Below are 26,695 nucleotides of genomic sequence, written 5' to 3' on the forward strand. Positions count from 1 at the left end.
AGCACATTTTTTTGGAAATTTCTTTGAAACCTTTTTTACATTCCCCTCGTCAGAAAGGTGTGAACGTAATAAAATAGAAAAAATTAGGAGGCATTCAAATGAAAAAATGGATGGCTATGCTGCTGACAATGATCTTGTTTGTCACTGCGATTCCATTTGCACACGCAGCAACGACGAACTTCAAGGATGTTCCTCGAAGCCATTGGGCGTATGAAGCGATCACGAAAATGGCGGAAGAAGGTATCATTAGCGGTTACAATGACGGAAGCTTTCGACCGGATAACCGTATCAGCCGCGCTGAATTCGCCAAAATCATGATTGCAGCATCGGGGATCGACCTCGGTTCGGCTCGAAACGTATCCCAAACCTTTGAAGACGTCGATCGCGACAACTGGGCTTTCCTCTATGTCGAGCGGGCGAAAAATTACCTAACCGGCTACAAATCAGGCAAACGCTACTATTATAAGCCAAATGAAAACGCCGTGCGAGAGGACATCGCTGTCGCATTGGTGCGATTGATGGGCTATGATCAATCCAAAACATCCAACACGAGCGCAATCGACCGCTTCCGCGACAAATCGGACATCTCCAAAGAATTGCGTCCTTACATCGCCATCGCAGTCGATACGGATCTGATTAAAGGCTTTAACGACCAGACATTCCGTCCGCAGGCCGCAATCACGCGAGCGGAAGCAGCGACACTGCTGTATCGCGCAAAAGAAAAACTGGATGAAACCAAGATCGTCTTCCCTACCGAACCAACACAGCCAAAACCGGAAGAACCGAAAACCATTTCCATCAGCGATTCGTTTACTGACGAAAAATTGCAAAAATGGGATACGGACCATCAGAGCGGTTCCTGGGTCGTCGGCGGCCAAAAAGTGATGGCTTTCTCTGAAAATGAAAAACTGTACCACTACTTGCTCCCGCTAAACTGGAGCGAGGCCAAAACGAGCAGCTATGAGCTACAAGTCGATCTGACGCAAAACGGTCGCGGTTTGGGTGGTTTGTTCTTCAATGGCACCGATAAGCAAGCAACCGTGGTTTTTCTTGACAAAGATGCTCTCTATGTAAAACGCATGACAGACACTAACAAAAAAGACATGACCTCTATCGCAAAAGTACCTTTGAAACAGCAAAAATCGGCGAAGCTGAAAATCAAAGTAAGCGGAAACGATTACTCGCTTTACGTAAACGACTCTTTCGTATATTCCCAAGAGGGGCAAAACCTTTCCGGCACGAAGCTGGGTCTGTATCTCAATCGCGATGCAAATGCCGACTTCCCAGAAAAATTGACCAACTTTGACAACTTCTCCTTTAAAGCCACGCTGAAATAATGAGGCGGCTCGACATTCCCTCGCGGATCGTCGGGCCGTTTTCCTTTATCGTCTTTTACTACCGGACAAGCGTATTTACTCCCTCTTCAGCCCTATACCATCCAATTGTTTCAGCACAATGTCAAGGAGAGAAAATGTTTCTTCCATAGAAAAATCAAATAATCATGTGTATAATAAAGGGCGATTTGTTTTTTACCACTAAAGGAGTCGGATTATATGACGATTCTACCTGCCAATGGGCAGCAGAACAGCGGTGCCTTTTTATGGACAGATACTGGCACGTACGGCGGCAATCCCATTCGTCCGCTTGCCATTGATGAAGCAATTGCCACTTTGATGGGACAAGAAGGTGCTTTGCCCCTGATCCATCTGTGGGTGTGCGAACGAGCGCTCTTTTTAGGCAGGCGCGATGCCAAATTACCCCACCTCGATCGAGTCTTACACACTTTCGGCAAAGCTGGCTATCGGGCATTGCTTCGCTCCTCGGGCGGCGCATGTGTACCACTCGATTCAGGTGTACTTAATCTTGCCATTCATTTGCCTGGTACTTCCGTTGCGATCGATGATTTTTTCCAGCTGGCAGCAAGACTTCTCACCGCAGGCTTGATGCGATACGGAGAGATTGCCATCGGAGAGGTCGTCGGGTCGTATTGTGTCGGCGACTATGATTTTTCACTGAATGGCCGAAAAATTGGCGGGATGGCCCAACGTCGGACGCGCCATGGGTCCATTTTGCAGCTGTGCATCAACGCGGAACCGGATAACCGCGGACAGCTGATGGAACTATTCTACGAGCAGGCCGGACTGCAGGAAATGACCAGCAATAAGCCCATCCCCTATATGGATGGCACGACCGACACCAGCTTGTCAGCGGAAACAAAGCGGCTGGTCACCGTTTCCGAGCTGAAAGAGCAGCTCTACGCAGCGCTCTCTACCGAGTGGCAGCTAACACCTGCCCCGCTTGAGGTGACGGAAGCGGAAATCGAAAGTGCACGTAAGCATTTGCAAGACAAACTTGGCCTCTTTTCTTACACTGCGCAAGAAATGGCCGATGAGAACTGGATAAGGAGACAAACGTCATGGCAACCACACGCAGAGGATCGTTCAAGGATCTGAATGCGTTCTACGTATTCGGTGCCTTTACGGTTCTGGTAATCCATATCTTGGGCTTCTTCGTCCAAGCAAATAACGATTATCCGGGCAACTATGACCTGGAGGCTCTCTCTTTGATTTTATTGCGGTTCGGCCGGTCCCTCTTTATTTTCGGAACCGGTATGCTTCTGTTCTATTGGTATAAACACAAACCGATGGACTGGGGCACCTTCTGGCGAAAAAGATGGCATAACATCATCGTGCCGTATATCGGCTGGACCGGTATTTATACGTTTGTTAAACTGCAAACGTTTGCGCCGGATGTGTTTTTCCCGACTTTCTTCAACAGCTTGTTCACCGGCAGCTCGTTTTACCATCTGTACTACATCCCGCTGTTTTTGCAGATGAACCTGCTGTTCATGTTTACAAAAGGTTGGCTGGAGCGCCATTTGAAGCTACCGCTCTTGCTCATCGCATTCGTACTTCAGACGCTCGTGTACGTATTGTTTATCCACATGCCAGAAACCGGTTTGCTGCTCGACGTTAACGAAACCTCGCCCTTGTATATGCAAGCGTTGGCACATGGGTATCAATCTGCGCAAAATTACCCGTACATGTATGTCTTTTACTTTTTACTTGGCGCCTATGCTGGTCTTAACCCGGATCGCTGGCGGCAATTCGTCAAAAAGCATTGGGTTTGGGCCTGTGTCATCTGCGTCGGTGCAACGTTGTATCTGGCCCATGGCTTTTTGGTCAAAACCATTAGCTATGGGGAAGCACTGAACATTTTTTCACCGCTGTATCTGGTCTACACAAGCTCGTTTATCCTGCTGTTTTATCCGGTTTCCGCCTGGATTGGACAAACCCGGTTGTGCGGTGGGTGGTTCGCACAGCTGGCCAAACACAATTTGGCTATTTACATGGTTCACCCGCTGATCCTGTTCCTTTTGGAAAGTTATGTGATCTTCCGGCTGGATTGGTCTACGTTCGCGCTCATGCTCGCCATGTTCGTTGTGACCCTTCCACTCAGCATTCTGGTCTATACGCATAAACTGCCGGCCTGGTTGAAAAAACGATCCGCCGATCAAACGACAGAAAAGGAACAACCCGCTTACCAGACGTTTCATGCCGGATAACGCGGACTTCCTGTAAGCTCCTAATGTAACGTAAGCGGATTTTTCGCATACTATACAGTAAGGGACGTTACGTTCCACACCTCGATATTCGCCTAGCGATATGCTAGGTCTTTTTTTTTTTCCATTTCTGTTATAATAGAAATTGTTGTTTGCTTGGTTGGGGGTGGAACTTTTATTAGGCAGGTGATGGGTATGTTAAATCAAGAGACAGATCAACTTTTACAAAACCGCATCAATGAACTGGTAGTACCGGCCTCCAAAGTGGCCCATGTCCAATTGGGAAATTCCTTGGAGCATGCGCTTTTGGTTTTGATCAAGTCAAGGTACTCGGCAATTCCCGTGCTGGATCACGAATATAAAATCAAGGGTCAAATCAGTAAAACGATGATTTTGGAAAGCATCCTTGGTTTGGAACGGATCGAATACGAAAAACTCGAGGAACGCGTGGTTTCCGAAGTGATGGATGAAAAAATTCCTCGCATGAAAGAAGACGAAACGTTTTTGAAGGCACTTGAGCTCTCCATTAACCATCCGTATGTATGCATTGAAGATAGTGAGGGTGTGTTTCAAGGGATCCTCACACGCCGCGCGATTCTGGCAGCTGTTTACCAATATTTCCGCCAGTCGTAATTGTTGAACGAGTGAGAAAAGCCGTCTGGATTCCAGACGGCTTTTGAATTTCCAAAGGCACATGGTAGGCACTAATAAAAGGTGCGAGCATACGCCATAGGCGTGTGGTACGTGCGCTTAAACATCTCCAACTCACCCGCTTTGAAAAACGAATACCGTTGATCGCGAACGTTCACCTCGATTAAGTATGGATTGCCTTGATGGTCTACGCCCATGTCCATGCCTAGATCGGCCAGTGAACGGAAATTCCGCTCATATTGCTTGGCGATCGCAATCGCAGCCATGCGTATCCGCTCTTTGACATGTTCTGCCTGTTCTTTGGTAAACAAGGTGGCAAATACCTCGTCGATCGGCTCAGCCTGCCCGCCGCGCGATAGATTGCTCAATTTGTTTTGTGAATTTGCCACTTTGCATACCATGCCGGAAACGCCCCATTGCCGCGATTCGCCTTTTTGCACCGACACACGCAAATCAAACGTCTGCCCATTATACTTTGCGAGTGCAATCGCCTCCTGGATAATGAAGCGCCGCCCCTTCACCCAACGCTGGGTCTCCGCAATCAATTCTGGCTTAGTGAGCACCTTGCGAATTTTGGATGAAGTGAAGCGATACCGATCACCGTCACGCTCGATCCGCGCCACGCCGATCCCAACGGAGCCGACGACCGGTTTGACATAAAGCACCCGGTATTTGCCTAGCATGTCGATGAACGCTTGTCGGGTAAAGCTGACCGTATGCGGCAAATAGCGCTGCAGCTGCGCATTTTTCCATAGCATGCGATGAACCGCTTCCTTGTTGCGCACGACGATCCCGTTGAACAGCTTTCCATGCTTGCTGAGTCGTTTGATCCCGTTGCGTACTGTCGCTTGGCCGGACAAGACGCGGTTATGCATGACAGGTGGAATCGGCACGCGCTTTGGCGTGAGTCGGTTGTTCTGCCAAACATACCCACGAACCGTTCCTGTGGCGAAATTGACGAGACGCGGATGAAAGAAGATCGGCTCCATGCCAAGACGTCGCCCCGACTCGACATAATACATGAGGTTTTCGTAGTTGCTTTTCCCCTTGAGCGCACCCTCGATAATCGCCCAATCCAAAATGATCCCTATCGGCTTCACACTGATCCCCTCTTATGTCAGATGCTGTGCTTCTTTGCATTCTTTTTCAGGGTATGTGCACACCGTGTGGTAGGATTGCCTATTTTTACGCGCGGCGCTCAATTGCAAACAGAAACGGCGCCTGGTTCTGTTGATTCACATATTGGTAGCGCAGCACGAGTGCGACTGATTGATTGATTTGCTCGCAAAATGCTTCTACTGCCTCTTTTTCTACAACGCCTGAAGCATGCCCCCAATAAACGACGATCGTCATGATACCGCCGGGACGCAGTGCCATCAGCCCCGCTTCAAGCGCGCGAATCGTACTTTCCGCTTTGGTCGTTACCTCTTTGTCCCCACCCGGCAAATAGCCCAGATTAAACATAACCGCTCCTACCGGCTCTCCAATCGCCGCAATCTCCTCATGGCTCTGCAGCCGCAAATCTGCCCGCTGCAGCATGCCTTCATGTTCCAAGCGCGCTTTCGTTTTTTCCAGCGCCTGGGGCTGGATGTCATAGGCGATCACTTTGCCCGTCTCACCAACTACATGTGCCAAAAATAACGTATCATTGCCATTGCCCATCGTCGCATCCACTACAGTTTCACCCGCTTGCACGCGCTGTGTGATCAATCGTCTCGCTTCTTCCAATATATTAGGCAGCATTCGCATCTCCTCCACCTTCGCCATTCTTTCTTTACTATTCCCACTCTATTCGGTCAGCCTGAAAACTGCAAGTCCGGGCTGCCAGACATGTTTGTCCCGCCATTCTCATAGGATGTTGTAAAAGGGAACAGGAGGTACTCATGCAGAACTCGTGGAAGGAAGCGCGACAAATCGCTTTCACATATATCGGAACAGTTGTCGGAGCTGGATTCGCATCTGGAAAAGAACTCCTTACCTTTTTTGTTCAATATGGCACTCAAGGACTCATTGGCGTCTTGCTTGCTACCCTGCTCTTTGCGTGGGCCGGCACGCAGGTCATGCTGTTCGCCCACCGTACGAATGCGCGGTCTTTCCAAGATTTCAGCCTTTTTTTATTCGGCAGAACGTTCGGCACGCTCTTTAATATTTTACTGTTCATCGTCCTGTTGGGAACAACCTCAGTCATGCTAGCGGGAACAGGTGCACTTTTCATCGAATCGTTTGGCTTTCATTCACAGGCAGGGATTTGGCTCTCGATCCTGTTGGTTTTTATCGTCTCCTATCGGGGCCTCGATGCCATCCATGCGGTCAATTCGTTGTTTGTACCGCTTTTGATCGCATTTACATGCCTCGTTTTTTTCTACGTGCAGCCTTGGGCGGGACATGGAGGACCAGGCGTGATCGTAGAGGTCGTCAAGCCGTTTGCCTGGATCACCTCACCCCTTTACTATGTCGCCATGAATATCGCGTTGACGCAAGCGGTGCTCGTTCCCATTGGTCAGGAATGTAAAAGCGAAAAGCCGTTGCTGGTTGGTGGTATGATGGGAGGACTCGGGATCGGGCTGCTGTTGCTTCTCGGCTATTGGTCGCTGCATACTCATCAAACATCTGTCCACGATGCCGAAATGCCAATGATCGCCCTCTTGTCAGGACTTGGGCGCATTATCCCGTTGTTTTTCTCCTTGCTTGTCTACTGCGAAATCTTTTCGACATTATCCGCCAACGTATTCGGCCTTGCCCGCCAAATGATGCAGCAGATGGCAACCAATCGCCTTGGCAGCGTCTTATTTATACTCGGCATCAGCTATGTCGTGAGCTTCGTCGGTTTTGGATCGCTTCTCGGGTTCCTTTACCCGTTATTCGGGCAGCTTGTGTTAGTCTTCCTGGTCATGCTGGGCTTCCGACAATTGCAAGCCCGATTCAAAACTTGATCAACAAATCGATTTCAACAAACCAGCAAAGGAAAAAGCTTCCCTGCAAATGCAGAGAAGCTTTTTTGTACTGATAAGAATTTATAAAATTCTTATCCAGTATAAGTGCAACCGCGGCTCCGCCAAATGCTTGGCGAAGCCAGGTTTTCTAATGATGATTTATGCAAATTCAGCAACCAGTTTCGCAAAATCTTCTTTGCTGAGCGTGAGGTCTTGGTGCGCCAAGCCTTGCTCTTTGAAACCAGGAACTTGCTCGTCGTACGATTTTTTCTCGGTGTCTTGGTAAATCAAACCGGTCATCAAGCCATGATTTTGCATGGAGTAGGACATCGCTTTGATGCGGTCATGCGGATCATAGCCTTCGATTGTGTCAACAGGGACGATGTTCTCTTTGAACCAGTCGTATGTGTTGACTTTGTTATAGGTTACGCAAGGGCTGAATACGTTGATCAAGGAGAAGCCTTTGTGCTGCATTCCTTTTTCAATCAGTTCAGTCAGGCCTTTCAAATCGCTGGAGAAGGATTGCGCCACGAATGTCGCACCTACAGACAGCGCCAGTTCAACTGGAGATACTGAGGACTCGATCGAACCTTGTGGAGTCGATTTTGTCACGAAGCCTGCAGCGGAACGTGGGGACGTTTGTCCTTTGGTCAAGCCATAAATCGCGTTGTCCATTACGATGTACGTAACGTCCAGGTTACGACGGATTGCGTGTACAGTGTGACCCATACCGATCGCAAAACCGTCACCGTCGCCGCCGGAAGCGATGACAGTCAGTTCACGGTTTGCCATTTTCACACCTTGTGCGATTGGCAGTGCGCGACCGTGCACACCGTGGAAGCCGTAGCAGTTCACGTAACCGGAGATACGACCGGAGCAGCCGATACCAGAGATGATAGCTAATTGTTCAGGTTCAAGACCAACATTTGCCGCTGCACGTTGAATCGCAGCTTGGATGGAGAAGTCTCCACAGCCTGGGCACCAGTTGGGCTTTACATTATTGCGAAACTCTTTCATAGTCGCCATGTTTGACCAGCCCCTTAATTTCATTGTAGATATCGGAAGGTAAGAATGGGTTACCATCATATTTCAAAACGGATTTCACTTTTTCAGCAGAACCGACGTTCAGCTTGATCAAGTCAGCAATTTGACCAGTTGCGTTGTTTTCTACAACCACAACGTGTTTTGCTTTATCTACATAAGGTTTCAGTACATCGGTTGGGAACGGATGCACCAAACGGATTTGCGCATGGTTAACTTTCAGGCCCTCTTGCTCCAGGCGGCCTTTCGCTTCTTCAATGGTTCCACCGAGGGAGTTGATCCCTACAACCAGAACATCTGCATCTTCATGGTTGCCATCGAACAATACAGGGTTCGGGAAGGTTTCAGCCAGCTTGTTCAGCTTGCGCAGACGTTTATCCATTTGCGCTTTGCGGTTTTCTGCGCTCTCGGAAGGACGGCCGTTTTCAGCATGCTCTACCCCTGTTACGTGGTGCAAACCGAATTTTTGACCTGGAATTGGACGTGGAGACACGCCGTCTTCTGTCACTTCGTAGCGTTTGAATTGACCGTTCGCTTCGAGCTCTGGCAATTCTTGACCTGTCAGAAGTTTACCGCGACGGATTTGGATGCGGTTGTAATCGAATGGCTCAACTGTTTGTTTACCCAAGGACAGGGACAAGTCAGTTACCAAGATTACAGGCACTTGATATTCTTCAGCGATGTTAAAGGCTTCAATTGTATCGTAGAAGCACTCTTCAACTGTGCTTGGGCACATAACCACTTTTGGAATTTCACCGTGGGTACCCCAGATCATCGCGTTGATGTCGGACTGTTCTTGTTTTGTTGGCAAACCTGTGGATGGACCGCCACGCTGTGTATCAACGATAACAACAGGAGTTTCGGTCATCCCTGCGAGGCCGATCGCTTCCATCATCAACGAAAGACCAGGACCTGCAGATGCAGTCATTGTACGAACACCGCCGTAGTTACCACCGATAGCCATGGTGATCGCTGCGATTTCGTCCTCTGTCTGAATAACGGTTCCGCCAAATTTCGGCAATTTTTTGATCAAGTATTCCATGATCTCAGATGCAGGCGTGATTGGGTATGCGGGCATGAAACGGCAGCCTGCCGCTACAGCGCCCAAACCGATCGCATCGTTACCGATCATGAACAAACGCTTTTGACCGTCTGCTGCTTCCAATTGGAAGTCAGGCAGAATACCGCCGGTGATTTCGTTTACGAAATCGAAACCTTTGCGGATCGCGTCCATGTTTTTCTCAACAACTTTTTCACCCTTGCGGAGGAACATATCTTCTACGATGTTGCGGAAGCTTTCTACTGGCAAACCGAGGATTGCGCTGGAAGCACCGATCGACACCATGTTTTTCATCAAGGAAGTACCCAATTCTTCTGCGATTTGCGTCAGAGGTACTGTAATCATACGGACAGGCTTCAGGCCTTCCGGTAACGTTGGATTAAACTTAGCATCAGCGATGATGATACCGCCTTCACGAAGTTCATGTGCATTGAAATCAATAGTTTCTTGGTCAAAAGCAACCAAGATATCGAGATCGTCAGAAACCGCACGGCGCGGTTTTGTGCTCACACGAATTTTGTTGTTCGTATGGCCGCCCTTGATACGGGAAGAAAAGTGACGATAGCTGTACAGATGATAACCGAGTCTGCTCATCGCCATGGAGAAGATCTCGCCCGTACTCTCGATACCCTCCCCTTGTTGCCCGCCAACTTTCCAAGAAAGTTGATTAATCATTCTAATTCCACCCCTTCAGTGACTGTGAGAAAAGCATTCTGCTCAACGATTATGTGAGCAAAATGTGAACAAGCATTACCAATTGTAGACCTCGAACCGATAAATTGCAAGACTTTTTACTGAAATTACTTATAGAACGATTCGTTAGTTGTACTCGGTACATTAATGTTCCCAGTTACTATTTTAGCACGTTTCCGAAAACACGCAACCAGTTTTTATACATAATTTTTTCAACTTCCGCTTCCTGATAGCGCTTTAATAAGGCCTCGACTAAAAGTGGGTATGTACCTGCGTGTTCCAAGCCAGGGAATGTCGCGTCGATCCCGTCAAAATCTGCACCGATCGCGATATGATCAATTCCTCCCAGCCCACAAATATGCTCGACATGGCGCAAAATATCGTCGATGCTGGCAGCTTCATTGTCCTCTCGATAAAACGGCGGAAACAGTGCGAGTCCCATCACGCCGCCATTGGCAATCAAGGCCGAGATTTGTTCATCTGACAAATTGCGCGGACTTTCGAATAGTGCCCTTGCATTGGAATGAGACGCAATGATCGGCTGCTTAGTTATCGACAGCACATCCCAAAAACCTGGCTCTGCCAAATGGGACACGTCGATTACCATGCCCAACTGATTCATCTCTTCTATTACTTCTCGTCCAAAATGCGAAAGTCCGCCGGCCGATGGCTCCAAACAACCGTCGGCAATCGCATTCCGGTTATTCCAGGTGAGACCCATGCCTCTGACGCCTAACCGATGAAGAGTCCGTAGGTAGGTCATGCTTTCGCCAACCGGCTCTGCTCCTTCTACAAACAGAATAGCCCCTTTCCGGTTGTTTAATACGCAGTCTTCCAAATCCGCAGCGGTGAGCACAGGGGCTAGTCCAGCCGGGATAATTTTACGATAAAACAGCTCGATCATCTCGAGTGCCGTATGGAATCGACTCGCGGCCTCAATTTCACGCGGTGTCCAGATCGCAAACGTTTGGATCAGCACTTGTCCCGCCTCCATTGCAGGTAAGCTCACTTGAAGCCGCTCGTCCATTTCCGTAAACGAAAGATCCGGATGTCTCCATAATTTCAACAGTGCATCACAGTGTGCATCAAATACATGCATTTTTGCGTTCCCCCTCTTTGTGAATGAAAAAAGGCTCTCTCGTCTCTCATGGTACTGGAACATGACCATTTGCGGCTAGCAAAAAATGGTTTCGTTCGTTTTTTCCGCACATACGAAAAAACCTGTCTATTCCGAGAATAAACAGGTGAACCTCTCCTCTCTTATGAAAACACGCATTATCGGGGCTCAACGATAAGCTTAATTGCAGTACGCTCCTCCCCATCAATTACGATATCGGTAAAGGCAGGAATGCAGATGAGGTCAACTCCACTAGGTGCTACGAATCCTCGTGCGATCGCGACGGCTTTCACAGCTTGGTTTAGCGCCCCAGCACCAATGGCTTGGATTTCGGCTGCACCGCGTTCACGAAGTACGCCTGCTAGGGCACCGGCAACAGAGTTGGGGTTCGATTTTGCTGAAACTTTTAATACTTCCATCCCTTATAAACCTCCCGTCTGATAGGAATACTGTTGTTTATTAGAATCTTATTTCGGTTGTGCCCCAAAAATTCCTGCAAGAGAGAAGGAAAAATTCAAAAAATTCCGATTCGATCCTATTATTCCATTAAGGGGTGGGATGTGTCAATGCGAATACGCTCGATTTTTACGGTTTTACCTGTTCCTTTATCCAACTGATATAAGACAGCGTTCAACTGCGTTGGGCCGCCTGCCACTTCAAAGCGAACCGGCAGCTGCGTCAGAAACTTTTTCAATACCGCTTCGCGGTCCATGCCAAGGATTCCATCCGATGGCCCGCACATACCCGCATCCGTCAAATAGCCTGTGCCATTAGGCAAAATCCGTTCGTCACCTGTCTGCACATGCGTATGCGTGCCAACCACAGCGCTGACGCGTCCGTCCAAATACCAGCCCATCGCCTGCTTTTCGGAAGTCACCTCTGCATGGAAGTCGACGAAAATGTACGGTGTCCGCTTCCGTGCCTGCTCCACCAGCTTATCTGCGGTCAAAAACGGGCAATCGAGCGGAGGCAAAAATGTGCGGCCTTGCAAATTGATGACGGCGAGTTCCTGTGATCCGTTTTTTACATACATGATGCCATTCCCTGGTGTTCCTTCTGGAAAATTCGCCGGGCGAATCATCTTGGTCTCTTGATCGATAAAATCAAAAATCTCTTTATTGTCCCATGTATGATTGCCAAGCGTGATGCCATGCACGCCCACATCATACAGCTCTCTGGCGATCTTTTGGGTAATTCCGCGTCCGTTTGCACTGTTCTCTCCGTTCGCGATGATGAAGGTCGGATCAAACTTCCGCTTTAACCGTGGAAGGTATTCCTTGACCATATCTCTTCCGCTTGATCCACAAATATCACCCAAAAAAAGCAACTTTACTCGCATAGCGTCCACCTCTTCACTAACATTCTTCCAACATAGTATGTACGTAATAGAAAAATAAAGTGGCATTTCGCCACTTTATTTTGCGTACTCGACGGCTCTGGTTTCACGGATTACCGTTACTTTAATATGTCCCGGATAGTCGAGTTCATTTTCAATTCGTTTCGTAATGTCACGAGCCAATCGGATTGCATCTGCATCATCGATTTTTTCTGGCTGTACCATTACACGGATTTCCCGTCCCGCCTGAATCGCGTAGGATTTCTCGACTCCATCGAAGGATTCGGAGATCTCCTCCAGTTTTTCCAGACGTTTAATGTACGTCTCCAACGTTTCGCGTCGTGCCCCCGGACGTGCCGCCGACAAGGCGTCAGCTGCTCCGACGAGCATCGAAATAACGGATGTTGGTTCAGTATCACCATGGTGAGACGCGATACTGTTGATGACAACAGGGTGCTCACCGTATTTTTTCGCCAATTCTACACCGATTTCTACGTGAGAGCCTTCTACTTCGTGGTCGATCGCTTTCCCGATATCATGCAGCAAACCTGCACGCTTCGCCAGCTTGATGTCTTCTTTCATCTCGGCTGCCATCAGGCCTGCCAAGTGAGCCACTTCCATGGAATGCTTGAGCACGTTTTGTCCATAGCTTGTACGATAGCGCAAGCGCCCCAGAATCTTGATCAAATCCGGATGCAAACCATGAACATCAGTTTCAAATGTAGCCTGTTCCCCGTATTCGCGGATGCGTTCATCCACTTCTCTACGGGCTTTTTCTACCATTTCTTCAATGCGAGCAGGGTGGATACGCCCGTCTGCAACCAGTTTATCTAACGCCGTTTTGGCGATCTCGCGACGAATTGGATCGAATCCAGAGAGAATGACGGCTTCCGGAGTATCATCAATGATTAAATCAATTCCCGTTAAGGTTTCTAAAGCACGGATGTTTCTGCCTTCACGGCCGATAATCCGTCCCTTCATTTCGTCATTAGGCAAGGTTACCACAGAGACGGTCGTTTCAGCCACATGGTCTGCGGAGCAACGCTGAATCGCTGTCGAAATGATTTCGCGCGCTTTCTTGTCCGCATCTTCTTTGGCTTGCGTTTCGATCTCCTTGATCATCATCGCCATCTCATGGCGGACCGTATTTTCTACGTTCGTCAAGATAATCTGTTTCGCTTCCTCTTGCGTGAGGCCGGAAATGCGTTCCAATTCCGCAACCTGCTCTTTATATAATTGCTCTACTCGATTCTGCAGTTCGGCTGTCGCCTTCTCGCGTTCTACGAGTTCCGAATCTTTGCGCTCCAGCTGATCCAGCTTTTTGTCGAGCGTTTCTTCCTTTTGAAGAACGCGACGCTCTTGACGCTGGATTTCGTTGCGCCGTTCCCGAATTTCATTCTCCGCATCGCTGCGCAGTTTGTGGACCTCGTCCTTCGCTTCGAGAACTTTTTCTTTCTTGACGGCTTCTGCCTCGCGCTTTGCTTCTTCAACAATCTGGCGCGCGGCTTCCTCAGCGCTGGAAATCTTAGCTTCCGCAATCGACTTGCGGACAAAGTAACCGATTCCATAACCGACTGCCAACACGATAATGAGCAATAGGATCGCTACTAATGGGTTCACTGCCATAGTCTTTTCATTTCACCTCCTTGTTAAAAACATCTCCCCGCTTTCACAGCACTTGTTTTCGATTCACCTAAAAAACAAGACCGATGCCAATCGGTCCGCTGAACTCCGCACATGGGGTGTACGGTTCTTCAGTTTTTCCACTACGAATTAGCAAATGAAAGAGCGAATCAATATGAAACACCTTGTAAATACAAACCTATTTTATTATTTGTGAATAATGCTTGTCAAGAAGCATGGCACTGATCCTGCCATTTTTTGCCTCAAAACGACTCCTCTTCCGACTGTACGAGCCCAAACGCCTGTCGAATGATCTCATGCGTAAAGCCTTTACGTTGCAACATAGCGGACAGCTTCTGTCTTTCTTCATAGCTCGGCGGCTCCGTTCGGTTACGCAGCTTCTTGCCAAGCAGCCTCGCTGCCGCCTCAACCTGGTCCGTTTTTTTCACCTGCATTGAAGCCTCTTGAATATCGTCCTCTGCAATCCCTTTTTGCCGCAACTCCATCCGCAATTGCAACAGGCTGCGCGACTTATTCAGCATCCGCTCCCTTACCCACTGCTGGGCAAATGCCGCATCATCCAGATAGCCCTGCTCCTCGCACCTTTTGCAGATGTCTTGCGCCAAAGACGAAGGAAAGCCTTTTTCAGTTAGGTAGCTTTGCACCTGTGCGCTTGTTCGCGGACGGAAGCCCAAATAGCGTAGGGCATATAAATAGGCACGATTCCGTTCCTCTTCCTCCAAAATCTCGGCAAACAATGCCGGCTCCAGCTCTTTCCCTTTATGGAGCGAATACTTCACTAGAATATCTTCATGCACGTCAAACGCATGCTCGTCATTCACATAAATGTGATAGCGGTGCTTGACTTTCGCATGCTGTACGATGGAACTGATTTGCCCCGCCTTCAAGGTCACGCTATCTCCGCCTTTCCTTCTTCATACAGCTGCAGCCTGCCGTAGTAACGGCAGGCTGCAACGACTTCCACTTCTCGACTTTTTGATGATAAGCCGATTTCTCTATTCCAGTTCGAATTGCGGTTCTTCCTCTTGCTCAGGATCGATAACCGCTTCCGTAACAGGGATTGAATTGGGATTCAAGCTGTAATACTCACGCACTTTTTCTTCGATTTGAATCGCGATGTTCTGGTTTTCTTTCAAGAACAGCTTCGAGTTTTCACGGCCTTGGCCCAAGCGCTCTTCATTGAAGGAGTACCATGCGCCGCTCTTCTGCACCACATCGATTTCTGCACCGATGTCCAGAATGCTGCCCTCGCGAGAAATTCCCTCGCCATACATAATGTCTACTTCCGCTACTTTAAACGGCGGCGCCACTTTGTTTTTGACGACCTTGATCTTGGTTTTGGTACCCACTACGTCGTTCCCTGCCTTGATGCTCTCCGCTTTACGCACATCGAGACGCACGCTCGCGTAGAATTTGAGGGCACGTCCACCTGGAGTTGTCTCTGGGTTTCCGAACATGACCCCGACTTTTTCACGCAGCTGGTTGATGAAGATGGCAATTGTTTTCGACTTGTTGATCGCTCCGGACAATTTGCGCAATGCCTGAGACATCAGACGCGCTTGCAAACCGACGTGGGAATCACCCATTTCGCCTTCAATCTCTGCTTTCGGTACCAACGCGGCAACCGAGTCAACGACGATGATATCTACCGCACCGGAACGTACGAGAGCTTCTGCGATCTCTAATGCTTGCTCGCCCGTATCTGGTTGAGACAGCAATAGCTCTTCGATGTTTACTCCGAGCTTAGCCGCATAGACTGGGTCAAGCGCATGCTCGGCGTCGATGAAAGCAGCTTGTCCGCCCTGCTTTTGCACTTCGGCAATCGCATGCAAGGCAACCGTTGTTTTACCGGAAGATTCCGGTCCATACACTTCGATAATCCGCCCGCGTGGGAAGCCCCCTACGCCCAAGGCGATATCAAGCGCCAATGCGCCGCTCGAAACAGTGGATACTTGCATTGCTGCCATATCCCCCAGCTTCATGATCGAGCCTTTCCCGAACTGTTTTTCTATTTGACGCAATGCACTTTCTAAAGCCGCACGACGATCTGACAAATAGGACACTCCCCTTCAAGTTCATTACTTTCTTATCTTCATCATACATCGAGACAGAAGCCTTTGCCAAGTATTTTTTACGAACAAATATTCGCATGGGACAAAAAGGCCACCATGCCCGAAGGCACGGTGGCTTCTCGACCGTTCGCTTATTTTTTTCCGCGCGGCTTGGCAGGCTCCAAGTTGATCCGCTTGCCATTGATTCGCGTCTGGCGCAATGCTTCGTAGACGAATGGCGCGACTTCCTCCGGCACTTCCACAAACGTGAAGCTCTCAAAGATGTCGATCCGTCCGACAGCCTTGCCCGGGATGCCTACGCTCTCGGAGATCTCTTTCACAAGGTCCTGCGGCTTCAGGTTCGCGTTGCGACCTACGTTGAGGAAGAAACGAACCATCCCCTTGGCAGCGCCTGTTTCGCCAAAGTTGTACGACTCCTCTTCAGAAGCCCCGCCTGACTCGTTGTAGAATGCAAGATGAAGCGCAGCCGCCGCCACTTTGCTTGGCGGGAACTGGTCGGACAGGCTTTCCACCAGTTTTTCATACATATCTGCGATCTCGTTGGTTTCCAGGAGGGCAACGAGCTGCTCGCGAAGCTGCTCCTGCTTGCGCTCGGCGACTTCTTCCTGCGTTGGCACGCTACGGGAGATTACATCCGCTTTCGTTTGCTTCTGGATAATGGTCAACTGACGCATCTCACGCGGGGTCACGAGCGTCATGGCAATGCCTTTACGGCCAGCACGCCCGGTACGTCCGATACGGTGCACATAGCTTTCCGGATCTTGCGGAATATCGAAATTGATTACGTGCGACACGTTGCTCACATCGATCCCGCGCGCAGCCACGTCGGTCGCAATCAAGAGCTCGATGGTTCCTTCGCGGAACGAATGCATGACCTTGTCACGTTGTGCCTGTGACAAATCGCCGTGCAATCCGTCAGCCAAATAACCACGTGCCTGCAGCACCTCTGTCAGCTCGTCAACGCCGCGCTTCGTACGGCAAAAGATGATCCCGAGCTCGACATCCTCACTGTCAAGAATGCGGCAGAGGCTCTCCACCTTGTTGCGGTCAAATACTTTATAGTACACCTGTTCGATCAGCGGTGCAGTGACTTCTTCACGGCTCACAGCGACGGTCTCAGGATTTTTCATGTAGCGTGTAGCAAGACGCTTGATCTCATATGGCATGGTCGCTGAGAAAAGCAGCGTCTGACGCTCGTCGGTCATATGCGTAATGATCGTTTCAATATCTTCGATAAAGCCCATGTCCAGCATCTCGTCCGCTTCATCGAGAACGAGCATGGAAACACTGTCCAGCTTCAGCGTTTTGCGACGCAAATGGTCCAACACGCGGCCAGGCGTACCGATAACGACTTGCACGCCTTGCTTCAATGCACGGATTTGATGCGAAATTGATTGGCCCCCGTAGATGGGAAGCGTGCGGATCTTTTTATATTTGGCAATCCGGCGCAGCTCGCCTGCCACCTGAATCGCCAGCTCACGCGTAGGCGTCAGGATGATGGCCTGGATTTTATTTGCCGGCGTCATTTTTTCAATCAGTGGGATGCCGAATGCAGCTGTTTTTCCCGTTCCCGTCTGGGCCTGGCCGATTAAATCTCCGCCTTCCAAAATTTTCGGGATGCAAGCCGCCTGAATTGGCGATGGCTCTTCAAATCCCATATCAAAGATGGCTTGTTGTACTGTTTTATGTAAAGCGAAGTCTGAAAAAATGGTCATTACTCGTTCACCTTTCTTTTAAGCGTTGCAACGCATGAAACAGTGCCGTTTTCGCGGTGCGCCCAATGATGGCCTGACGGCGCCCCGATAACTGCAGCTGTTTGACAACAGTCGGGTATCCCTCACTGGCGACCCCAATGTAGACCAGCCCGACGGGTTTACCTTCCGCGGAATCCGGTCCTGCTACGCCGGTTACAGAGACACCATGTGTGGTATGTAGCTTAGCTCGTACATTTTCTGCCAAAAGCTTGGCCGTTTTTTCGCTGACCGCGCCTTCGGCATCAAGGACTTCTTGGGGAATGTCCAAAAGATCGTGTTTTGCCTGATTGCTGTAGCAAACGATACTCCCTGGAAACACAGCAGAGCTGCCAGCGATCGATGTGACCAGCGAAGCAAGTGTGCCGCCTGTGCAGCTTTCAGCGAAAGCGATGGTTTCTTGACGATCCTTCAATGATTCGACCAGCACTTGATGCAGTGATGTTTCCCCTGTCGCATACACATACTGGCCTAAACGGCTGCGAATCTCGGCTTCGACTGGAACAATCAACCGCTCGGCTTCCTCCACAGTCTGCGCTCGCGCTGTAATGCGCAGCGTCACTTCAAACTCTTTGGCATACGGCGCGATCGTCGGATTGGACTGACTCTCGATCAGATCGAGCAAGCGCTCTTCCAAGGCCGATTCTCCAATACCAAAGAAGCACAGGACACGGGAATGGAAAACCTGTTTGCCAGGCAAAAGATCCATCAAAAAGGGCATGACATAACGATCAACCATCGGGTACAATTCGCTCGGTGGTCCAGGCAACAGCACATAGGTTACACCATCTTTCGTATACCCCATGCCCGGCGCCATCCCATGATCGTTTGCAAATACGGTCGAACCGTCGATAACCAGTGCTTGCTTCCGGTTGTTTTCCGTCATCACGATGCCGCGCTGCTCAAAAAATGCGGTAATACGCTGCATAGCAAGCTCATCTGTCATCAGGGATCGCCCGAGATGTGCCGCTACGGTTTCTTTCGTCAAATCGTCTTGCGTGGGGCCTAAGCCACCAGAGAAAATAACAAGGTCAGAGCGAGATGCCGCCAGCTTGATCGTCTCATCCAACCTCTTTGCATTATCGCCAACAACGGAATGAAAATAAACGCTGACGCCGATTTCTGCCAGCTTGCGCGACAGAAACTGCGCATTCGTATTTGCAATTTGTCCAAGCAAAAGCTCCGTACCAACAGCAATAATCTCAGCCTTCATCTGACTCATCCCAATCTTTGCTTAACTAGGTGTACATCCGTCAACTGTAGCGGATCACCTTGCGATTTTTTGCGAAATAGTCATAGCCGGAGTAAATCGTGATAATCACCATTGCCCAACTTGCAATCGTCGTAAATGGAAAACCGATATACTCAAACGGGAAATTTTGAATCATCAGCGGCACGATCGCCACAATCTGCACCCACGTTTTCAGTTTTCCCAACGCGCTGGCCGCGATCACTTGGCCGTCGGCCGCTGCGACAAGGCGAAGCCCCGTCACAGCGAACTCACGGCTAATTATGACAATCGCAATCCACGCTTCTAACCGTTGCATTTGGACCAATGAAATGAGCGCTGCGGAAACCAACAGCTTATCAGCCAACGGATCTAGGAATTTTCCCAGGTTGGTTACGATCTTACGTTTTCGGGCAATATACCCGTCAAGACCATCCGTACTGGCTGCAATAATGAAGACAATTGTAGCGATGATTTCATTGTAGGTGATGCTCAAAGTGCCAATCGTAAACGTGCCGAAGTTGTGGCCTATCAGTAAAAAGAACATGACGACCGGCACGAGGAATATGCGAACGAGCGTGATGCGATTGGCAAGATTCACTTAGATAACCTCCCCGGCAAGATCGTATTCGTACGAATGCGTAATCCTCACTTTCACGATTTTCCCAAGTTCGCCTTTGTAACCGGAAACGAACACTTCCCCATCGATCTCCGGCGCATCATATTGACTGCGTCCTACAAAAACGTCATTTCGTCCATCGTAGCGTTCGATCAATACATCCAGTTCACGGCCGACGAATCGTCCGTTCCGTTCCGAAGCGATCTCGCGTTGCATTTCCATAATGATGTTGGATCGTTTTTCCATCGTTTCTTCATCGATTTGATCCGGCAGACGAGAGGCAGGCGTATCATCTTCTTTAGAATACGTAAAGACGCCCAACCGATCAAATCGAATATCCTTGACAAACGCTTGAAGATTGGCGAAATCTTCTTCTGTTTCGCCAGGGAAACCGACGATCAAAGAAGTACGCACTGCGACATCCGGAACTTGCGCGCGGATTTTCGCTACCAACTCACGAATATCGCGCTGACGGCCTGGACGGCGCATCCGTTTCAAAATCGCGTCTTCCGAGTGCTGCAGCGGCATATCGATATATTTGCAAACCTTCGGGTTGTTCGCAAATTCTTCAATCAACTCATCCGTGAAAAAGCCTGGGTATGCATAATGGAGACGGATCCATTCAAGTCCTTCCACTTCAGACAGCTTGCGCAGCAATTCTGGCAGCATCAGCTTGCCATCATAAATATCGGTACCATAATTTGTCGAATCTTGCGCAATCAAACTGACTTCCACAACACCCTGTGCAACGAGGTGGCGCGCTTCTTCAATGATCGATTCTATCGTGCGGCTGCGGAAAGCTCCGCGCATCATCGGAATGCTGCAGAACGTACAGGCGTTGTCACAGCCCTCGGCGATTTTGATATAAGCGGAAAACGTGCCTTCTTTGACTTTCCGTTTCACGACTTCCTCGTAGGTAAAGATCGGATTTCCGACGAGCGCGGTCCGTTTGCCAATCAACGAATCGTCAATCACATTCGTAATCGACATGAAATCGCCTGTTCCGACAATCCCGTCGACTTCTTTGATCTCGTTTAAGATGTCTTCTTTGTACCGTTGCGTCAAGCATCCTGCAACAACCAAAGATTTGAGCTTGCCGGTCTCTTTCAATTCGCCCATTTCGAGAATCTTGTTGACGGACTCTTCCTTCGCCGCATCAATGAACCCGCACGTATTGACAATGACAACCGTCGCTTCGTTGGGATCATCCACCAGCTCATAGCCCCGCTCGTCGATCAAGTGAGCCATCATATCTGAATCTACTAGATTTTTTTCACAACCAAGCGTTACAATCGCGACTTTTTCCCGCGATAATCCTGTCTCTGCCATTTGTTTTCCTCCAATTAGTCACACCTGCCCAGATTACACCTATACAGTATAATATATGGCTATTTGAGTGTCAAAAATAGAAAAAGGCAGGTATTTCCCGCCTTTTTCCTTACTGCGCTTGTTTAATTGTAACAGAAACATTGGACGGAAAGAAGGTGAGTTTGGACATATCGACCGGATTGTCGTTGATGGACAATTGTACGGCTGTCGGATTTCCCAGCACAATATAAGCTGTGCTTCCTGCCGCAATCACTTTCTCGTCCCCTTTTTTGATCGTTGTTTCATCCAGCTTTTTGCCGCCGCGCTTTTCACGCACTTGTGTCCAGCACGATTTATCCGTTCCTACCAATTTGATGGACAGCTTATCCGCTTTCTCTACGCTAAACACGTATTGCGAGCCTTGCTGCGATACGAATGAGAGAACTGGCTTCTCAACCGTCGTTCCATCAGTAGTGGCAGGCGGGAGTGTATCGGTCCCCGATGGTGGGGGCGTCGCCTGCCCTGCCGGATTGGTCGTCGTTGGCGGTATCGTCGCCGCAGGTGGCGGCGTAATGTTCATGTTCGGTGACGGCTGCTTCATATCCAGATTGTCATTCGCCGTATTCCCCGGCAAAGGACTGGTGTCCACCGGAGTTCGATTGACGAACGCCATATAAATGACACCGATCACCAGCGCCACGAACAAACCGAGTAACGTCTGCGTCACCCACCTGCTGGATTGTAACGGCTCTTTCGATGCCGCTCTTCTCCGGCGCAAACGCGCCATTTGCTCCTGAGGAGGCTGGGCAGGCAAATCGGTCTGAAAATGGGCGAGCAGATCATTCGGTTCAAGCCCAACCGCTTCGGCATAGCTTTTGATAAACGCACGCGCGTAAAAGTGGCCCGGTAAGAGATGGTAATGCCCACGTTCGATGGCTTCCAGATAGCGGCGCTGTATTTTGGTCACCCGTTGGACATCGTCGAGTGAAATGTTTTTCTCTTCACGAGCTCTTTGCAGCACTTGGCCAAGCTCCGACACAACTTATCCTCCTTACCTAAAATCAAAGTCGCTCATCCCACTGGTGTTGATCAACTCATACGTAATCTCCTCATCGGCATGGTGACGCAGCTCAATGATGTAATGAAAATCGGAGAGTTGATACTCGGATTCACGCACGAATATATCAGGATGTTCAACGACCTTTGTCGCCGGAAACGCCATCATCTCACGCAGCAGGCTGTGATGTCGCTCGGTTGAACGCATGGTCGAGACGATCCCATCAACTAAATATACATGATCACTGGACATTTCATCAATGGCAAGTGAATTTCGCACGGTCTGTCGCAGCAGTGTCGAGGATAAAAATGTCCAGCGTTTGTTCGCCGAAACGCTGGCCGCAATCATCGACTCGGTTTTGCCCACACGTGGCATCCCCCGAATCCCGACCAATTGATTTCCTTCCTTCTTGAAAATCTCAGCCATGAAATCGACGAGGATCCCCAGTTCGTCGCGCACAAAGCGGAACGTCTTCTTATCCTCGTTATCGCGTTCTATATAGCGTCCATGCCGCACTGCCAAACGATCCAGCAACGTAGGCGGTCTCAGCTTGGTTATGGTTATGTTGTCCACTTTTTGAAGAATATTACGTAGGATTTCGATTTTCTCATCGTCATCCGTCATCAGGAGTAAACCGCGTCGATTATTTTGAACACCGTTGATTGTGCCGATGTTAATTTTTAGCATCCCCAGTATGGAAGCCAAATCCCCCAACAGACCGGGACGGTTGATGTGAATTTCATACTCGAAATACCACTCTTTTTTCTCCCTAACCTCCATCGCGTTTCCTCCTGCACCTATTTTTACACAGTATACCATTTCGTGCCCATTCGACAAAGCAAAAATGAAAAATCCCCTGAAAGAAGGGGATTTTCACTGTTCACTGCTATTTGGCGCTGTTACTGTACGTTACCGCCTTGAACGAGCTTCACCATCATCGATGCCAAGTCTTTGCGTTGGGTATCATCCGCAACATCCCACAGCTGCTTGAGCAGACGCTCTTGATCGTTCTTAGGGTCGACCTGCTCAGCAAGGTATCCACCGATTTGATACGCTACGTTTTCAATCGTATCGCTTTCCATACCAGCAGTCTTGGCTTGTTGTACACGCTCACCCAAAAATGATTTCCAATCGTGAAAATTCTCAAGAACAGACATGTCTATTCCTCCTCCTAAAAGTTCGAACGGACATCGCTGGCCCGCATATTAGTACTTTTCCTTTTTTGGAGAAGGAATATGCATCATGTGTACCATCCGCCATTAGGAGCGACGACCTGGCCTGTGACATACCCCGCTTCGCTTGAAAGCAAATATGCTACGAGCGAGGCCACTTCATCGGTCCGTCCCAGCCGACCCATCGGGATATCCTGGGCGATCCACTCCACTTCCTCTGCGCTGAAGCGGTTCATCATGCCGCCCTGGATGGCGCCAGGTGCGACAGCATTGACGGTGATGTTATTCGGAGCGAGTTCCTTGGCAAGCGCCTTTGTAAATGCCAAGACTGCCCCTTTCGTCAGCGAGTACAGCACCTCACACGCTGCACCTGTCTGGCCCCAAATAGACGCGACATTGACGATACGCCCGTATCGGTGCTGGAGCATCGCCGAAATCAACTTTTGCGAAACAAAAAATGCGGAGCGGACATTGGCCGCAACCAATTCATCAAATGCGTCCGGTGTCACGTCCTGCACCAAACCAAAATGCTCGATCGAGGCATTGTTCACCAGAAGCAGTGGCTTGACTGGCAACTGCTGGAACAATCCATCGATCTGGAGCGGGTCGCGCAAATCGGCCTGAACGGCGAGCGCCGGCACGCCGCGCTCGGCACAAAGGGCCAAAATCGGTTCAAGCTTGTGTCCGGACTGATGGTAATGTAGATAAAGCGGGACTCCCCGTTGCGCGAGCGCCATGCTGATAGCGCCGCCCAGCTCCCCGGAAGCCCCTGTAATTAATGCCCACGGTGTTTCTGTCATACATAACCTCTCTCTTATTTTCCAGCGGCAGAACGAACGATGGAAAGCGCCATTTGCTCCGGTTTAAAATGCTCGCGGATGCGCTCCTCCACTTCTTTGCGAGTGATTTGTTCAAGCACCGGCACAACCTCAAACAGGTTAGTGCCATTAAACTGGTAGTTGGTAAATTGGTTGGCGATAAACTCAACCGAATTGCAGGAACGCAAAAATTGCCCGATTTTTTTCCGTTTCGCCCGTTCAAAATCTTGTTCGGACACCCCAGCTTGCTGTGCGCGAGCAAGTTCGGCCGTAATCTGCGATACGAATCGATCTGGGTCAGGCGTATCCCCGCCGATGATGGTGTAGCCGTACATTTTATCATTGGAGTAGTCGAAGTCGAACGACTCCGTGATGATGCCGTCGTCATACATTTGCTGATACAGCTTCGTGCTGCTGCCCAGCAATAAATCGAGCGCCAGCTTGGTCGCAAACTCCCGGCGCAGCAGCTGTTCGCCGGTTAGCCCGTTTTCTGTGTCCTTGAAACCAAGGAAGCATTTTGGCAACCCGACCGGTAGGGCAAACTCCGTCCGTTCTTTGGCGATCTCCGCTGGTTCTTCCGGAAAAATTCGCTGAATATCCGGAGCGGGTGGGAACGTTTTCGCTGCCTGGTTCTCTTTGATGAGCTGCATCATTTGCTCTACATCAAACGAACCGACCATGAAGAAGACCATATTCGCTGGATGGTAAAATGTCTCGTAGCATTGGTACAGCACTTCTTTATCAATCGCCGAAATCGATTCCACCGTCCCGGCGATCTCGATGTTGATCGGATGTTTTTGATACATGCCTTTCAACAAATTCGTGTAGACTTTCCAATCGGGATTGTCATCGTACATGCGAATCTCCTGCCCGATAATCCCTTTCTCCTTTTCTACGCTGGCATCTGAGAAATACGGCTCCTGAACATAATCAAGCAGCAGTCGGGTGTTCGCCTCGAGATGGTCCGTGCAAGAAAACAGGTATGCTGTACGGTTGAAGCTGGTAAAGGCATTATAGGACGCACCGTTTTCACTAAATTCCTTGAATACATCTCGATCTTTCTTGTCGAACATTTTATGCTCCAAAAAGTGCGCGACACCATCCGGCACTTGCAACTCACGTCCATCCTTCAAACGGAAATGTGAATCGATCGAACCGTAGCGCGTTGTAAAAACCGCATATGTTTTGGAAAATCCGTGCTTTGGCAGCAAAAAGACAGACAAGCCATTCGGAAGCGTTTCATGGTAAAGCGTTTCCTTCAGTTGTTCAAAAGTGGTTGTCTGCATGATTACGCTTCCCCCTTCTGATCACGTAGCAAGTAAATGGTATCCATCTGGATTTTGCCAGCTGCCGCTTTGACTTGATCAACGGTGATCTGATTTATTTCATCAAGCAACTCGCTAAGCCGCCTTGTGCGACCGCTAAAGATGCCGTTATAAGTAAAGTCGACCATCATGCGTGGGCTGTCGAGCAGTTCGCGGAATTGGTTGATTAACGTCGCTTTAGTCTGGGACATCTCCTGCTCGCTGATTTGCCCAGCCTGAACAAGCTTCAACTGCTCGTTGATGATGAGCAACGCTTTTTGATAGTTGCCCACCTCGATGCCGGACATGATCATCAGGATCCCTTTGTGGCTTTCCAAACGGGACACTGCGTAGTACGCAAGCGATTCCTTCTCACGAACATTGACAAACAGCTTGGAATGGGGAAAACCGCCCAATACGCCATTTGCGATCAGCAAGGCAGGATAATCGTCATCTGGATAGCTGATCTTCGTGCGGCAGCCGATATTCAGTTTCCCTTGGTTCACCTCGAGCCGCTCGATGACTTCCCGGGTATTGGTCACATGCTTTGGCGTACTTTTAACTGTGAACGCTTTTACTTGGCGCCCATTCATTTTTATGTATGTTTGGATATAAGATTTGACCTGTTCGGCCTGTACATCACCAACCACAAAAATATCGATCGGATAATGGGCAAGCAGGTCTTGATAGTGAGAGTGCAGCACACCCCCGTCAATTTCAGCCAGATCAGCAATACGTCCGTACACGAGAAGCCCGAACGGTTCGCCCGCGCACATTTCTTCCGTTACTCGCTGATTCGCATATCGCATTTTGTCATCGACGAGACTTTCAATCCGCTTTCGCAGCGATTCTTTTTCGGTTCTGACGTATTTTTCTGCAAATTTCCCATTCTCCAGGTAAGGCTGTGTCACGACCTCCCCGACAAGCTGGATGGCTTGCTCAAGCAAAGGAGTTTGCTCGGAAAGGAACTTTTCATTTGGGATCTCCATATACACTTGAACAATCTGGCGCTCTCCCTTTTTCGTCACATCCACGTCAAAAATCGCGCCATAAAGGAAGTCCAGATGTTCCCGCAGCAGCCTGGTTTCAGGAAAACGTGCCGTTGCACGCTTCATTACCATCGACAGCAACGCGGTTTTGGTTACGGTTTCTTCCGCGAGCGGCTGTTGGATCATCAAGACGATGGTTGTTGTTTTGAACTTGTCAGTCGAAAGGATGTGCAGGTTCATTTCATTGACGTGAGACGTTTCAAACAGAATCTCTTTGGTCGACGCTGTCATCTCTCATGCTCCTCTCGTTTGGTTCATGACGTTTGATTGCTTCTATTGT

The 26,695-nt window shown here is 49.4% G+C and carries 25 protein-coding genes; 5 read left to right on the plus strand and 20 right to left on the minus strand.

Going from position 1 to position 26,695, the window contains the following annotated elements:
• Positions 1 to 98 precede the first annotated feature (98 nt).
• From EDM56_RS03250 to cbpB, 4 genes are all read left to right on the plus strand, one after another.
• Positions 99 to 1,337 carry an S-layer homology domain-containing protein gene (locus tag EDM56_RS03250; RefSeq protein WP_122916446.1) on the plus strand — a complete coding sequence of 413 codons (1,239 nt, stop codon included), beginning with the start codon at positions 99 to 101 and terminating at the stop codon, positions 1,335 to 1,337.
• A 216-nt stretch (positions 1,338 to 1,553) separates the two neighbouring features.
• Entirely contained in the window at positions 1,554 to 2,453 is a 900-nt protein-coding gene (locus tag EDM56_RS03255) for a lipoate--protein ligase family protein (protein WP_122916447.1), read from the plus strand.
• Entirely contained in the window at positions 2,417 to 3,565 is a 1,149-nt protein-coding gene (locus tag EDM56_RS03260) for an acyltransferase (RefSeq protein ID WP_122916448.1), read from the plus strand. The genes EDM56_RS03255 and EDM56_RS03260 overlap by 37 nt, the downstream gene beginning before the upstream one ends.
• A gap of 192 nt (positions 3,566 to 3,757) precedes the next feature.
• Complete coding sequence (gene cbpB / locus EDM56_RS03265; RefSeq protein ID WP_122916449.1) at positions 3,758 to 4,195, plus strand: cyclic-di-AMP-binding protein CbpB; 438 nt, start codon at positions 3,758 to 3,760, stop codon at positions 4,193 to 4,195.
• A 71-nt stretch (positions 4,196 to 4,266) separates the two neighbouring features.
• On the opposite strand, the gene EDM56_RS03270 is transcribed toward cbpB, so the two are convergent.
• Positions 4,267 to 5,313 (minus strand): YheC/YheD family endospore coat-associated protein, encoded by a 1,047-nt coding sequence (locus tag EDM56_RS03270; protein ID WP_122916450.1) that lies wholly within the window; start codon positions 5,311 to 5,313, stop codon positions 4,267 to 4,269.
• Between the two features lie 85 nt (positions 5,314 to 5,398).
• Entirely contained in the window at positions 5,399 to 5,956 is a 558-nt protein-coding gene (gene mnmM / locus EDM56_RS03275; protein WP_122916451.1) for a tRNA 5-(aminomethyl)-2-thiouridylate-methyltransferase MnmM, read from the minus strand.
• A 140-nt stretch (positions 5,957 to 6,096) separates the two neighbouring features.
• On the opposite strand from mnmM, the gene EDM56_RS03280 reads away from it, so the two are divergent.
• The gene (locus tag EDM56_RS03280; RefSeq protein ID WP_122916452.1) at positions 6,097 to 7,146 is read left to right on the plus strand and encodes a YkvI family membrane protein; all 1,050 of its coding nucleotides are present in this window, start codon (positions 6,097 to 6,099) and stop codon (positions 7,144 to 7,146) included.
• A gap of 159 nt (positions 7,147 to 7,305) precedes the next feature.
• Here the strand turns inward: EDM56_RS03280 and EDM56_RS03285 are convergent, their stop codons facing one another.
• From EDM56_RS03285 to yfmF, 18 genes are all read right to left on the minus strand, one after another.
• Positions 7,306 to 8,172, minus strand: coding sequence for a 2-oxoacid:ferredoxin oxidoreductase subunit beta (locus tag EDM56_RS03285; protein WP_122916453.1), 867 nt, complete (start codon positions 8,170 to 8,172; stop codon positions 7,306 to 7,308).
• The gene (locus EDM56_RS03290; RefSeq protein ID WP_122916454.1) at positions 8,144 to 9,922 is read right to left on the minus strand and encodes a 2-oxoacid:acceptor oxidoreductase subunit alpha; all 1,779 of its coding nucleotides are present in this window, start codon (positions 9,920 to 9,922) and stop codon (positions 8,144 to 8,146) included. Before EDM56_RS03290 ends, EDM56_RS03285 begins: the two co-directional genes overlap by 29 nt.
• 178 nt (positions 9,923 to 10,100) lie before the next feature.
• Complete coding sequence (locus EDM56_RS03295; protein WP_122916455.1) at positions 10,101 to 11,039, minus strand: dipeptidase; 939 nt, start codon at positions 11,037 to 11,039, stop codon at positions 10,101 to 10,103.
• 176 nt (positions 11,040 to 11,215) lie between these two features.
• Positions 11,216 to 11,476, minus strand: coding sequence for a stage V sporulation protein SpoVS (gene spoVS / locus EDM56_RS03300; RefSeq protein WP_003385776.1), 261 nt, complete (start codon positions 11,474 to 11,476; stop codon positions 11,216 to 11,218).
• A gap of 119 nt (positions 11,477 to 11,595) precedes the next feature.
• Positions 11,596 to 12,396: a TIGR00282 family metallophosphoesterase gene (locus EDM56_RS03305; protein WP_122916456.1), complete on the minus strand. Its 801-nt coding sequence runs from the start codon at positions 12,394 to 12,396 to the stop codon at positions 11,596 to 11,598.
• Between the two features lie 75 nt (positions 12,397 to 12,471).
• Complete coding sequence (gene rny / locus EDM56_RS03310) at positions 12,472 to 14,019, minus strand: ribonuclease Y (protein WP_425456275.1); 1,548 nt, start codon at positions 14,017 to 14,019, stop codon at positions 12,472 to 12,474.
• Between the two features lie 260 nt (positions 14,020 to 14,279).
• Positions 14,280 to 14,930 carry a RecX family transcriptional regulator gene (locus EDM56_RS03315; RefSeq protein WP_246009239.1) on the minus strand — a complete coding sequence of 217 codons (651 nt, stop codon included), beginning with the start codon at positions 14,928 to 14,930 and terminating at the stop codon, positions 14,280 to 14,282.
• Positions 14,931 to 15,032: 102 nt separating this feature from the next.
• Positions 15,033 to 16,091 carry a recombinase RecA gene (recA, locus tag EDM56_RS03320; protein ID WP_122916457.1) on the minus strand — a complete coding sequence of 353 codons (1,059 nt, stop codon included), beginning with the start codon at positions 16,089 to 16,091 and terminating at the stop codon, positions 15,033 to 15,035.
• A 149-nt stretch (positions 16,092 to 16,240) separates the two neighbouring features.
• Positions 16,241 to 17,824: a DEAD/DEAH box helicase gene (locus tag EDM56_RS03325; protein ID WP_122916458.1), complete on the minus strand. Its 1,584-nt coding sequence runs from the start codon at positions 17,822 to 17,824 to the stop codon at positions 16,241 to 16,243.
• Positions 17,825 to 17,831: 7 nt separating this feature from the next.
• The gene (locus EDM56_RS03330) at positions 17,832 to 19,073 is read right to left on the minus strand and encodes a competence/damage-inducible protein A (protein ID WP_122916459.1); all 1,242 of its coding nucleotides are present in this window, start codon (positions 19,071 to 19,073) and stop codon (positions 17,832 to 17,834) included.
• 40 nt (positions 19,074 to 19,113) lie between these two features.
• Positions 19,114 to 19,689, minus strand: coding sequence for a CDP-diacylglycerol--glycerol-3-phosphate 3-phosphatidyltransferase (gene pgsA, locus EDM56_RS03335; protein ID WP_122916460.1), 576 nt, complete (start codon positions 19,687 to 19,689; stop codon positions 19,114 to 19,116).
• The gene (rimO, locus tag EDM56_RS03340; protein ID WP_122916461.1) at positions 19,690 to 21,036 is read right to left on the minus strand and encodes a 30S ribosomal protein S12 methylthiotransferase RimO; all 1,347 of its coding nucleotides are present in this window, start codon (positions 21,034 to 21,036) and stop codon (positions 19,690 to 19,692) included.
• A 109-nt stretch (positions 21,037 to 21,145) separates the two neighbouring features.
• The gene (locus EDM56_RS03345) at positions 21,146 to 22,054 is read right to left on the minus strand and encodes a helix-turn-helix domain-containing protein (protein ID WP_122916462.1); all 909 of its coding nucleotides are present in this window, start codon (positions 22,052 to 22,054) and stop codon (positions 21,146 to 21,148) included.
• A 12-nt stretch (positions 22,055 to 22,066) separates the two neighbouring features.
• Entirely contained in the window at positions 22,067 to 22,852 is a 786-nt protein-coding gene (locus EDM56_RS03350; protein ID WP_122916463.1) for a DUF3388 domain-containing protein, read from the minus strand.
• Positions 22,853 to 22,971: 119 nt separating this feature from the next.
• On the minus strand, positions 22,972 to 23,229 hold the full coding sequence (locus EDM56_RS03355; protein ID WP_122916464.1) for a DUF3243 domain-containing protein: 258 nt from the start codon (positions 23,227 to 23,229) through the stop codon (positions 22,972 to 22,974).
• 83 nt (positions 23,230 to 23,312) lie between these two features.
• The gene (ymfI, locus tag EDM56_RS03360) at positions 23,313 to 24,044 is read right to left on the minus strand and encodes an elongation factor P 5-aminopentanone reductase (protein WP_122916465.1); all 732 of its coding nucleotides are present in this window, start codon (positions 24,042 to 24,044) and stop codon (positions 23,313 to 23,315) included.
• Positions 24,045 to 24,058: 14 nt separating this feature from the next.
• On the minus strand, positions 24,059 to 25,348 hold the full coding sequence (gene yfmH / locus EDM56_RS03365) for an EF-P 5-aminopentanol modification-associated protein YfmH (RefSeq protein ID WP_122916466.1): 1,290 nt from the start codon (positions 25,346 to 25,348) through the stop codon (positions 24,059 to 24,061).
• Positions 25,349 to 25,350: 2 nt separating this feature from the next.
• Positions 25,351 to 26,646 carry an EF-P 5-aminopentanol modification-associated protein YfmF gene (yfmF, locus tag EDM56_RS03370; RefSeq protein ID WP_122916467.1) on the minus strand — a complete coding sequence of 432 codons (1,296 nt, stop codon included), beginning with the start codon at positions 26,644 to 26,646 and terminating at the stop codon, positions 25,351 to 25,353.
• Positions 26,647 to 26,695: the final 49 nt, after the last annotated feature.

It is taken from the genome of Brevibacillus fluminis, assembly GCF_003710825.1.
Classification (GTDB): domain Bacteria; phylum Bacillota; class Bacilli; order Brevibacillales; family Brevibacillaceae; genus Brevibacillus_D; species Brevibacillus_D fluminis.

Coding starts and splice junctions, on each gene's coding strand:
- EDM56_RS03285 (WP_122916453.1), bottom strand. CDS start 8,172: ATGGCGACTATGAAAGAGTTTCGCAATAATGTAAAGCCCAACTGGTGC.
- yfmH (WP_122916466.1), bottom strand. CDS start 25,348: ATGCAGACAACCACTTTTGAACAACTGAAGGAAACGCTTTACCATGAA.
- EDM56_RS03255 (WP_122916447.1), top strand. CDS start 1,554: ATGACGATTCTACCTGCCAATGGGCAGCAGAACAGCGGTGCCTTTTTA.
- yfmF (WP_122916467.1), bottom strand. CDS start 26,646: ATGACAGCGTCGACCAAAGAGATTCTGTTTGAAACGTCTCACGTCAAT.
- EDM56_RS03260 (WP_122916448.1), top strand. CDS start 2,417: ATGGCAACCACACGCAGAGGATCGTTCAAGGATCTGAATGCGTTCTAC.
- EDM56_RS03250 (WP_122916446.1), top strand. CDS start 99: ATGAAAAAATGGATGGCTATGCTGCTGACAATGATCTTGTTTGTCACT.
- rny (WP_425456275.1), bottom strand. CDS start 14,019: ATGGCAGTGAACCCATTAGTAGCGATCCTATTGCTCATTATCGTGTTG.
- mnmM (WP_122916451.1), bottom strand. CDS start 5,956: ATGCTGCCTAATATATTGGAAGAAGCGAGACGATTGATCACACAGCGC.
- EDM56_RS03325 (WP_122916458.1), bottom strand. CDS start 17,824: ATGACCATTTTTTCAGACTTCGCTTTACATAAAACAGTACAACAAGCC.
- EDM56_RS03305 (WP_122916456.1), bottom strand. CDS start 12,396: ATGCGAGTAAAGTTGCTTTTTTTGGGTGATATTTGTGGATCAAGCGGA.
- EDM56_RS03295 (WP_122916455.1), bottom strand. CDS start 11,039: ATGCATGTATTTGATGCACACTGTGATGCACTGTTGAAATTATGGAGA.
- spoVS (WP_003385776.1), bottom strand. CDS start 11,476: ATGGAAGTATTAAAAGTTTCAGCAAAATCGAACCCCAACTCTGTTGCC.
- EDM56_RS03280 (WP_122916452.1), top strand. CDS start 6,097: ATGCAGAACTCGTGGAAGGAAGCGCGACAAATCGCTTTCACATATATC.
- ymfI (WP_122916465.1), bottom strand. CDS start 24,044: ATGACAGAAACACCGTGGGCATTAATTACAGGGGCTTCCGGGGAGCTG.
- EDM56_RS03290 (WP_122916454.1), bottom strand. CDS start 9,922: ATGATTAATCAACTTTCTTGGAAAGTTGGCGGGCAACAAGGGGAGGGT.
- cbpB (WP_122916449.1), top strand. CDS start 3,758: ATGTTAAATCAAGAGACAGATCAACTTTTACAAAACCGCATCAATGAA.
- EDM56_RS03330 (WP_122916459.1), bottom strand. CDS start 19,073: ATGAAGGCTGAGATTATTGCTGTTGGTACGGAGCTTTTGCTTGGACAA.
- rimO (WP_122916461.1), bottom strand. CDS start 21,036: ATGGCAGAGACAGGATTATCGCGGGAAAAAGTCGCGATTGTAACGCTT.
- EDM56_RS03355 (WP_122916464.1), bottom strand. CDS start 23,229: ATGTCTGTTCTTGAGAATTTTCACGATTGGAAATCATTTTTGGGTGAG.
- EDM56_RS03350 (WP_122916463.1), bottom strand. CDS start 22,852: ATGGAGGTTAGGGAGAAAAAAGAGTGGTATTTCGAGTATGAAATTCAC.